Genomic DNA, 9,304 nt, shown 5'->3' on the forward strand with positions numbered 1-9,304 from the left:
CGAGTGCCAGCCGGTGATATAGGGCACTCTATGTAAGTGTAATAAGTGTATAAGGGAATATTCAGCTGTTAACCACAAAATACTTCCTGAAATATAGGGTTAGTTATTGAACTCTTCGGTTCCCGAAATTGAGACATTGTGCTCCTCGAAGAGCGTTTCGAACAGTTTGCGCTGGACAGTCCGAGAGTGTTTATAAAATGCCGGAGGGGAGATGCCGAGTGTCTCCGCAACATCTTCACCTGTGTTCTCGCGTGGTGACTCGAAGAACCCGCTGTAGTATGCCGTCTGGATCACCTCGAGTTGCCGTGAGGTCAGTTTCTCGAGGAACTTCGAGTACAAGTCGCGTTCCATGGACTGATCCAGCGTCTGCTTCGAACGGAGTTCGACGGTAGAGAACGTCTCTCGGACGAGTTGGGTGATGGTCCGGACATCGATACTGTCCGGAATATCGATGACAAGGCTTGTGGATGTCGGGTCGGCGGTTGCCTCGTGGAAGACAGCACCATGATCGGCCAGCTCCAGGGCGAGAAACGGTTGGGTAAGCCGCAGCCGGAGCACACTCCCCTCACCATCCGTACTAATCTGTTGTACGTCGTCAATCCCGACCAACTGCGAGGCGGCGTCTACAACGTCAGGTACTGTACCGTCGTCGACAGTCACGAACACGTGGCTTCCCTCTGTGGATTGCTGAACGCCGCCCTGATACGAGAGGGTACACGCCGCGTCTCGAGCGAGCCGTGAGAGAATGAATGCCGGATCATCGATGGCGAATTTGACGCGCGTCATCGATGTCGTGAGCAGTGCATTCTTTCGCTCGATAGCACTGAGCGCGGACGCGATGGTTTCGCCGAATTCAGCGAGGACAGCCTTCGTCGTGTCGTCGAACGCGTCCTGGGTTGGTGCGTAGACAGTCAACACGCCGTGCGTGAGGTCGTTGTACACGAGCGGGATGCTCAATACAGAGAGGTAGTCACGAGCGAGTGCGGCTTTCCGCCAGGGATCCTCGCGGAGTCCGGCAGCGACGTTCGTCACCATCGTCACGTCGCCAGTGGCCGCGGTTTGCCCGGCTGGCTCTCCAGCTGACGCGTCGATGGCGAACGCTTGGCTATCCAGATACCCCTGTTCGCTGCCTGCCCAGGCTCGTGGCTCGACGGTGTCGGTGGTCCGGTCAATCGTGCCGAGCCAGGCGAACCGGAATCGGTCCTCGCCGGTCAACAGCTCACAGACCGTATGATCGATCTCCTCTCTCGTCTCGGCTTGGACGAGGGCTTGATCGATCTCCCGAATCGTCTCGTTGATGCGATTCAGCGCAGTGAGCTGTTCGTTTTGCGCCTGCAGTGTGCGATCTTGCTTTCGAAGCCGGGACTCTCGTGTGACGCGGTCGAGGGCTGCCTCGGCGGTTGCAGCGAGAAGATCAGCCAGTTCCCGGGTTACGTCGTCGAAGACGCCGACTCGGTCCGAGCCAGCAACGAACACGCCGTGGTTGCCGAGTGGAATGTAGGCTGTACTGCGAAGATCAGTCGCCTGGTTTTCGAGCCGGTCTGCCTCGTGAACGTCGTCGAAGAACAGCGCTTCGTCTTCTACGAAACTGTAACCTGAAAGCGTTTCGCCGTCGGCGTGTACGGTGGGGAGCGGGCCAGTAAGTTCTCTCATCGTCGCCGAGCGGGCCGTGGGTCGAAGCTCGTTGGCATCAGCATCGAAGAGATAGAACGCACTCGCATCCAGATCGAGGACGACAGGTGTGTCATCGACGACATGCTGGGCGATTTCCTGATGCGTTTCGGCGTACAGAAAATCACGGGCGGTCTCTTGGAGGGTCGCAAGCGCCTCCTCGCGTTGCTTGCGTTTCGTAATATCCCGACAGCTGAAGAGAAGTGTCCCGTCTTGAATCGAGACCTCGCGAACGTTGATCAGAAGCGTGTGCTCACGACCCGCTTTGTCCGTCGCGGTCGTCTCGATGTTCTTAAGCACGCCGTCTTCTGCGAGCTCCTCACAGTCGAAGAGGTCCGTACCGAGGAGGTCGTCGATCGTCCCTTGCTCGTGAATCTCGTCGGCCGTGTAGCCGAAGATGAAGTGGACGTTGGGACAGACGTAGGTGTACTCGCCGGCCTCGTTCGTGATGAGGACGGTGTCGGTCATGTTGTTGAGTGTGACGCGGTGGAGCTCCTCTGATTGTCGGAGGTCGCGTTCGAGATCGACGCGCTCGGTGATGTCGACGCCCTCAACGACGATTGAAACGAGATCTCCACGCTCGTTCTCGACTGGGCGCACGGAGAGATCGATGACGCGTGGATCCCCAACGTGTGGCGGCTGTGTGACGACCGCGTTGCCGAATCTCCCATCGAACGCGTTCTCCACGATTTGTTGTACGTCCGTGCTCTTCGTACCAGTCTTTGCCCACCACGGAAGCGTCCAGAACGGCTCACCGACGATCGTTTCAACATCCACATCGACCATTTCCCGGGCTGTCTCGTTCACACGCGCAAGTGAACCATCCGGGTCGAGCACCCACGTCGCGGTCCGCGAATCGTTGAATATGGCGTCGAACTGTCTTGCGCGGTCCAGTTGTGTGGCCGACCGCCGTGCAGATCGGATGACCCGTTCAGTTCGCTCGATGAGTTCGTCGGCCATCCCTTCTATCGGGTCCGTGAGCGCGATGTAATCCGTGACACCGGCTTTGATAGCGTCGCTGGCAATAGCTTCGCTCCCAGCGGCGGTACAGAGTACGACCGGGAGCGTCGTGGTTTCGGTGCGGATCTCCTTGAGGAGTTCCAGCCCTGTTGCCCCTTCGAGCGTGTCTCCGCTAATGAGACAGTCAATGATCCGATTTCGGACTATATCACTCGCTTCCGCCTTGGTTCCAACTGTATGTACAGTCGCGTCAGTCCGTGTCTCAAGCGTTACAGCGAATCGCGTAAGCCAGTCATTGACTCCGACGAGTAGTACCGTCGACGAATTGAGGACGGGTTGGGAATCGACCATTATTCGATCACTTGAATACAGGGAACGCTTCCCTCGAGCCCGGTTCGAATTCGTCCCCAATTCTGCTGCTGGCCTAGGCCAGAATGAATGTACATTGGTGGTTAATCATCTAACAGTAAGAGAATAAAAGGATTTACCATCTAACCCTTAAAGGTATGCGGAGCGATACACAACATGGATACACTATCATCAGAATTCGTTATAGGCACCTGTCGATACCCGATTTCTGTGATTCACCATCCGTCCACATTATCGAGTAATGACTACCCAACCGACCCCCCAGCATCAAGAACCCACTAATAGCGATCCACATCAGAAACATCAGTCGACGTGGGGTATCGTCGCCGGCGCGAGCCTCATTTCGACAGGGTTGGCAGCCTACGAGATCGTGCCCGCGAGCGTCTCCCCGCTTATTCGTGACTCGCTGGGTATCGGACCAACAATCGCAGGCTTCCTCGTCGGCATCATGTTCGGTACTGCAGTGATTGTAAGCCTTCCAGTTGGTGCGGTGCTTGACCGGACAGACTCTAGAAACGTGATGGCACTCGCCGTTCTCACACTACTCGTGGCTGGAACGTGGGGGTGGATCGCTGGACGACAAGGGGACTACCGATCAGTAATTGCCTCACGAGCGCTCGGTGGAGTCGCCTACGTCGTCGTGTGGAACGCGGGCATCGATATCGTGAGTCGAGCAGCGACCAGCGAGAACCGGGCAACGGCTGTCGGTATCTTTACGGCGAGTGGCCCGGTCGGATTTGCGCTCGGGCAAGGGACTGGCCCAGTGATTGCGCATCGATTCGGGTGGCCTACAATCTTTATCGCGTTCACGGGGCTCACAGTCATCGGTCTCGTTGTGTTCTGGCCGGCCAGTCGAGGGATCGGAACGAGCCGAGGAGCCGCTCCCTCGATTCAGGAGTTTGGTGCGGTTCTCCGGAACCGGAAGGTATGGTCAGTCGGGTTGCTCGGGTTTCTCGGCTATTCGTTATACTTGTTCGTGAATAGCTGGGGTGCGTCGTATTTGACGACCGAACTCGGCCTGTCACTCGCAGTGAGCGGGCTCTTGGTGGCCGTATTCCCCGCAATCGGGGTCGTCTCCAGAATCAGTAGTGGCCTCCTGTCTGATCGAGTATTCGGGGGTCGTCGCCAACCCATCGTTTTTGTGTCCTTCGCAGTTTCTGCTCCGCTCGTACTGCTGTTCACGCAGTTCCGGTCACTTCCACTGCTCGTTACATTCCTGCTGCTCACCGGATTTGCTGTTCAGCTTACGCTGGGGCTGTCCTTTACGTATGTTCGGGAGGTCGTTGATTCACGGGTCGCTGCGACAGCCGTCGCGTTCCAGACTAGTGTTGGGTTAGCGGGGGCGTTCCTTGCACCGATTGCAGGCGGGGTTATTGTCGACAGAGCCGGCTTTGATACGGCATTTCTCCTCGCTGGAGGTCTCGCCATCTGTGGAATTGTGGTTGCATGGCGAGCTCCAGAGCCAGGCTACTCGTAGCAACGGATTCAACTAATCCATTATGATTCCTGCTCCCGTAGCTCTTTGGCCTTCACTTGAGCCGGCACAGGGTCTGCGTCCGCTTCTGGTGGACGCTCTCGTAGGCAACACTCCTGGAGGGTTTCCAGATCTGGAATCGTTGCGATCCCTGCCTTGATCAGGCTCGTGTTCGCGCTCGCGGGCTACCTCGTCCACGACGTTCACGAGACGGTGCCGTTCGTCCTGCTCGACTCGCTCGAAGCGATCGACTCGGACCGAATCGCGCGCGTCGTCGACTACTTCCGAAGCCACGCCGACTACCTCGTCGCCGCGCTCCTCCCCGAGGACGCCGCCGCCCTCCCCGACGAGTACGCCTACGTCGAACAGATCGACTGATTTCCATCTTGACATCCTCCTGCGCCTGAAGACGGAGGAACCTCGCCGGTGGGTGTTTCAGGTTTTGACATCTTCCCCCCCGAAGCGCGAGACTTTCTCCTCGATTCTCCGAAAGTAGCTCTGTTGAAATCCTCAATAAGTGACATATTCTGCCCCAGCGGCGGTCAATACAGGTGATACACAGAACGCTTAGCACAGACGACCAAAACCACACACCCAGATAGTTAGCACTTACACACGGGGCTCTGTTGAACTCATTCTCCAGGAATATTCTCCTCTGAAACAGTTGTTCACTGAAGAATATAACAACCCTTGCTGAGTGAAACAATGTGAATACACTCGTCCTCTGCTAGGACGACTCGTTCGTCGAATGTGTCTCGGTGCCGCAAGCCATGAGAGTTGACAGAGTATTCACGGTGAGTTCTCCCTCAGAATCAATTTCTGCCCGTGTTGACGACTGGTTACAGTCGAAGTTTTCGGGCGTTACCTGCTCGCTGGCCGTCATCTCTGTTTCGAGTACATCAACCGATAGCGTGTATGTCCCGCTCTCAGTGAGGGTGATCAGTACTGTACTCTCAGGTTCGACCGTGTAGAGTCCATCAAATTGCGCTGTCGAGTCGTCCTCAACGAGCATCCTGGCCGTCCACGTTTCTTCCGACGGATTCCGGAGCATGAACATGTGGGTGAATTCCCCCGTATCTGCGGGAATCGGATCGTCACCAAGTGTGTGCGACACGACCTCGTCGGAGGGAGCTGTGTCGGAAACAACACCGGGACACGCCATCCGCGTGGAAATACTCGTTGAGTCGAGTGTGCCATCCTCCTGAACGTTGACCGTCGTTTTGGTCACGTTACAGGTGAATTGGTGAGGGTCGAGAGTGACTACTTCAGTCGCATCTAACTCAGGAACCGTTACTCGAACGGTGTACGTACTGAGATCGGTAAGCGACGCAACGATACTCGCGTTTGCTTGGAGCTCCACCGATTCCTCAAACACTGTCTCGCTGGCAGTCGAAATTGTAATCGTTCCGTGATGGGTCTCCTCCGTGGGGTTCCCGAATGCGACGTGGTGAGCTGTTCTGAGACCACGCTCTTCGATCGATCCGGTCCCGATAGTTCGCTCAGCGGTGTCACCGGCTTTGATAAGTGTCTGCTCCGACATTTGGTCAGTATCGTCTTGTGTGCTCTCGGAAGTGTTCGATTCTGGTTCAGAGTCTGATTCGGACGATGCGCTCAATGCTGCTTGGGAGGTACAACCCGCTGCTGCTGTTGAGAGGCCAATCCCCGCACTTGCCAGAAACATTCTACGTTTCATACACTACCATTAGACGGGGGAGACATCGTCCTATCCCAGATTCAAAGGCGTCTTTGAGTCCCAGAAAGCACTCACGCGGGAGTGTGACTCTGTGTTGGACGATACGTCCGCCAGTACCACGTTACAAAGAGAAACAAGATTAGAACCATACTAACTCCTAGAATGAACCCGCCAGGGCCGGTTCCGAACGTAACGAGTGTCTCCCACAGAGTTGGATCCGGCTGTGGAAGTTCCCCGCCTCGAGATACTGGTACGGGTGTTGATACTGACCAGCGTGCGTGAACGATGACACTGACAACGCCGACGATACCAACTGCGCCAAAGACACGACGCAACGCGGTTGTAAGTGACGGGGTTGTTCGTTCTGCTCCCGCAAAAAGGACAAGCGCGCTATTTGTCGGAGCGTACACATCCATCTCGCGCCCTTGCTCGGAATACCACGTCTCAATGACTTCCACTAACTCTGCGTCTTGAAGCCGGTCGAGGTGGTAGCTAGTATTCTGTACTGAAGAGTCAATCTCAGCAGCAATGTCCGACGCCGTCATCGGTTCTTCATAGATCCGATTAAGGATACGACGGGCCGTTGTTGACGCGACTGCCGATAGAATCTGCTCCGCAGATTCGTCTTCAAATTCAATGAGTCTAGGCTCTAATCCGCGATCAGATGCTGATCGGGGTGTAGGTTTTAGAGGTAGTAGTGAGGACATAGTCGTCCAATTTGTTTACGCTCTAATATGACTAATGAAGACTCAAAGAGACGTTTGTGTCTGAGTTGCCGAATTGCGCAATCATGACTCTGTTGGCACCCTTCAGCCAACAGCTGTTTCAGCCCATATTGTGTCTGTAGAATAAGATTTCAACAGAGCCCCAAAAGTAACCTAGTCATTGCCAACGCTGAATTGCTCGTATTCTTTCACTGCATTCAACACAACACTTGTATTCGATCCTTGGACATCTGCATCAGTCAATATTCGCTTGATCTGGTCGTTCATATCATCTGTATTCAGGAATTTTCCAATCGCGATGATGTCGTAGTCCCCCGTCGTCTCGTAGACGCTCACGATCTGCGATTCATTGTGAAGTGCTTCTGTAATATCCGGGAGTCCAGGCCCCTCAACCTTGAGCTGGAGAATTGCGGTCACGTCGTAGCCGAGCCGCTCATAGTTAACAATTGGAGAATACCCTTCAATGGCACCGGCTTCTTCCAGGTCGCTCAGATGGTTCGACACTGTCGTTACAGACACATCAAGCTGTTCGGCAAGACTACGCAAACTCTCACGCCCATTTCCTAGAAGTGCATTGACCAGCTCTTTGTCAAGATTTTCGTACGTCATTGTTAACTTCTTTATTTGAACCAAGGATAAGAGTGTTAGTTACTATGGCAATACTTCAGAATTCGCTATCCAGAATTACCATTCACTTCCTTGGGACCGTTCTTCTGTTACTGAGTAATGTGTCAACACACTCAAGTCAGCTAAATGATGCCGCCGATCACGAGTAGTCCGACGACAAGCAGCAGCGTCGCAACCACGCTCCCGCCAGCCAGCAGCTTGTTCTCCATCGCCTTCTCGTGGATCGGCATCTCGGCGTACTCCTTGCGGAACGCGTCAAGGTTCTCCTCGTCGTAGAAGTACTTCGTCTTCAGCGCGAACCGTTCGGTCACTGCACAGCCGGTACAGACCGACTCCCCTTCGAGCCGTTCGGTCTTGATGTGAGTGTCACAGGCGATCGCCCCGCAGTTTGGACAGTAGGTGTACGTCCCGTCGACGCCGCTCGTCTCGCAGTGGACGCAGCGATGAATCCCATCCTCCAGAGTAACCCGTGAGGGGCCAGCAGCATAGTATTCGTAGGGATACGAATACTCCAGTATCTCTATCGTCTGCCGAATCTCAGGTAGATAGACCGGCTCAATCGATTGTACAGAGATATCCGAGAGGTTCGGCTCACACGTCTTGTTGTACGTGACGTTGTTGTCGCCGGTGTAGGTCACCGTCGTTGTGTGGTGCTGCTGGAGCCGCTCGACAGCCCACTCCTTGTACTCGGTCTGGGTCTGTCCGAATCGGCGCTCCTCGATGTCGTCGAACACCTCCCCAAACCGTTCCAAGTCGAGTTCGATCCTCGTATGGAGGTTCTCGGTGACCAATGTCGCGACATCCTCGTCGACGACCTGTGGGTTCCCACGTTCAGCGTGTACCACGAACCGTGTCCGATCGTTGATCTGGTGGATGACGCCGACGGACGTCTCGAAAACAGCGTTCGTGTCGGCGGTAACCGCGACCACCGGTCGGAACGTCACCGCTGAGTGCGGTGGTGAGAGATCGGCAGCCTCGATGTTCTCAATATCCCGGAACGCTTCCTGGACGGGTGCGTCGACGTCAGCGGCCGGGTCGTATGGACGAAGGGTCTCGTCGCAGAGAATTTCGATGCGACCGTTGTAGAGGTCGAGGCCGATCTCGTCGGCGATCTCTCGGAGGTCCTCGCCATCGAGCAACTCGATTGGGTGTGGGTCGTCGTTTTGTTGGAGACGGTCAGCGTACTCCTGAGCGGGACTCGTAAACCGGCCGGTCGTGACTACCATTCCGCGTTTCGGGCCATCGAAATCGAACGTCGCGATCGCCGAGTGGAGCTTCTGGACGACCGGCCGCCCGACCGTCCCCGTGTGTTTGCACTCGACGACGATCGCGCGTCGTGTCCCGTCGACGACCTCTTCCATGATGACATCGCGACCCTCGTCGGCTGTCTTCTCAGCCTGTCGGACGTTCTCGTAGCCGAGGTTGCGGAAGACATCCTCGATCAGATCCTCGAACTCAAACCCAGAGAGATCGTCCAGAACAGCCATTCTAAGGTACGGATACAATCCCGTTCATCTGACAAATATGTTGCCGTCTCATCGTGATCTTTCCTCAAGACGGTGAACATTGTTCCTGCTGTCGCTCATATGTCGCGAGTTTTTTGATCCGCTCATTTGTCGGTGAATGCGTCCGGAACAGCCAACGTTCGAACTGATAGAGTCGTTTTCGAAGCCTCCAGTACGAGGGCTCTCATTCGTCTTTAGCTAAGACTCGCACCTCGGTTGCGTAGCGGTAGCGAGTGTCTCTTGCAGGATCGGTCGTTGCTTGTGGATCTTCTGCGCGTCG

Annotated in this window: 6 protein-coding genes and 1 pseudogene; 2 read left to right on the plus strand and 5 right to left on the minus strand. The window is 55.4% G+C overall.

Annotated elements, in window-relative coordinates; translation table 11 throughout:
• Positions 1–99: 99 nt before the first annotated feature.
• Complete coding sequence (locus EAO78_RS15890; protein ID WP_122106772.1) at positions 100–2,982, minus strand: bacterio-opsin activator domain-containing protein; 2,883 nt, start codon at positions 2,980–2,982, stop codon at positions 100–102.
• A gap of 259 nt (positions 2,983–3,241) precedes the next feature.
• Here EAO78_RS15890 and EAO78_RS15895 point away from each other — a divergent pair, with 259 nt between their 5' ends.
• Together EAO78_RS15895 and EAO78_RS15900 are read left to right on the plus strand one after the other, a co-directional pair.
• Positions 3,242–4,477 (plus strand): MFS transporter, encoded by a 1,236-nt coding sequence (locus EAO78_RS15895; RefSeq protein WP_122106773.1) that lies wholly within the window; start codon positions 3,242–3,244, stop codon positions 4,475–4,477.
• A gap of 162 nt (positions 4,478–4,639) precedes the next feature.
• Positions 4,640–4,852: pseudogene (locus tag EAO78_RS15900) on the plus strand (archaea-specific SMC-related protein); the annotation flags it as partial.
• Positions 4,853–5,201: 349 nt separating this feature from the next.
• Here the strand turns inward: EAO78_RS15900 and EAO78_RS15905 are convergent.
• From EAO78_RS15905 to EAO78_RS15920, 4 genes are all read right to left on the minus strand, one after another.
• Complete coding sequence (locus EAO78_RS15905) at positions 5,202–6,014, minus strand: hypothetical protein (RefSeq protein WP_238987738.1); 813 nt, start codon at positions 6,012–6,014, stop codon at positions 5,202–5,204.
• Between the two features lie 224 nt (positions 6,015–6,238).
• Positions 6,239–6,874 carry an ArsR/SmtB family transcription factor gene (locus EAO78_RS15910; protein ID WP_122106775.1) on the minus strand — a complete coding sequence of 212 codons (636 nt, stop codon included), beginning with the start codon at positions 6,872–6,874 and terminating at the stop codon, positions 6,239–6,241.
• 171 nt (positions 6,875–7,045) lie between these two features.
• On the minus strand, positions 7,046–7,501 hold the full coding sequence (gene lrp, locus EAO78_RS15915; RefSeq protein ID WP_122106776.1) for an HTH-type transcriptional regulator Lrp: 456 nt from the start codon (positions 7,499–7,501) through the stop codon (positions 7,046–7,048).
• A 140-nt stretch (positions 7,502–7,641) separates the two neighbouring features.
• Positions 7,642–9,006, minus strand: coding sequence for a restriction endonuclease (locus EAO78_RS15920; RefSeq protein ID WP_122106777.1), 1,365 nt, complete (start codon positions 9,004–9,006; stop codon positions 7,642–7,644).
• Positions 9,007–9,304 lie beyond the last annotated feature (298 nt).

The organism is Halobellus captivus, from assembly GCF_003697845.1.
Lineage (GTDB): Archaea > Halobacteriota > Halobacteria > Halobacteriales > Haloferacaceae > Halorubrum > Halorubrum glutamatedens.

What these genes read in the sequence shown, in the direction of transcription:
- lrp (WP_122106776.1), bottom strand. Translation starts at nt 7,501, where the DNA reads ATGACGTACGAAAATCTTGACAAAGAGCTGGTCAATGCACTTCTAGGA.
- EAO78_RS15890 (WP_122106772.1), bottom strand. Translation starts at nt 2,982, where the DNA reads ATGGTCGATTCCCAACCCGTCCTCAATTCGTCGACGGTACTACTCGTC.
- EAO78_RS15905 (WP_238987738.1), bottom strand. Translation starts at nt 6,014, where the DNA reads ATGTCGGAGCAGACACTTATCAAAGCCGGTGACACCGCTGAGCGAACT.
- EAO78_RS15895 (WP_122106773.1), top strand. Translation starts at nt 3,242, where the DNA reads ATGACTACCCAACCGACCCCCCAGCATCAAGAACCCACTAATAGCGAT.
- EAO78_RS15910 (WP_122106775.1), bottom strand. Translation starts at nt 6,874, where the DNA reads ATGTCCTCACTACTACCTCTAAAACCTACACCCCGATCAGCATCTGAT.
- EAO78_RS15920 (WP_122106777.1), bottom strand. Translation starts at nt 9,006, where the DNA reads ATGGCTGTTCTGGACGATCTCTCTGGGTTTGAGTTCGAGGATCTGATC.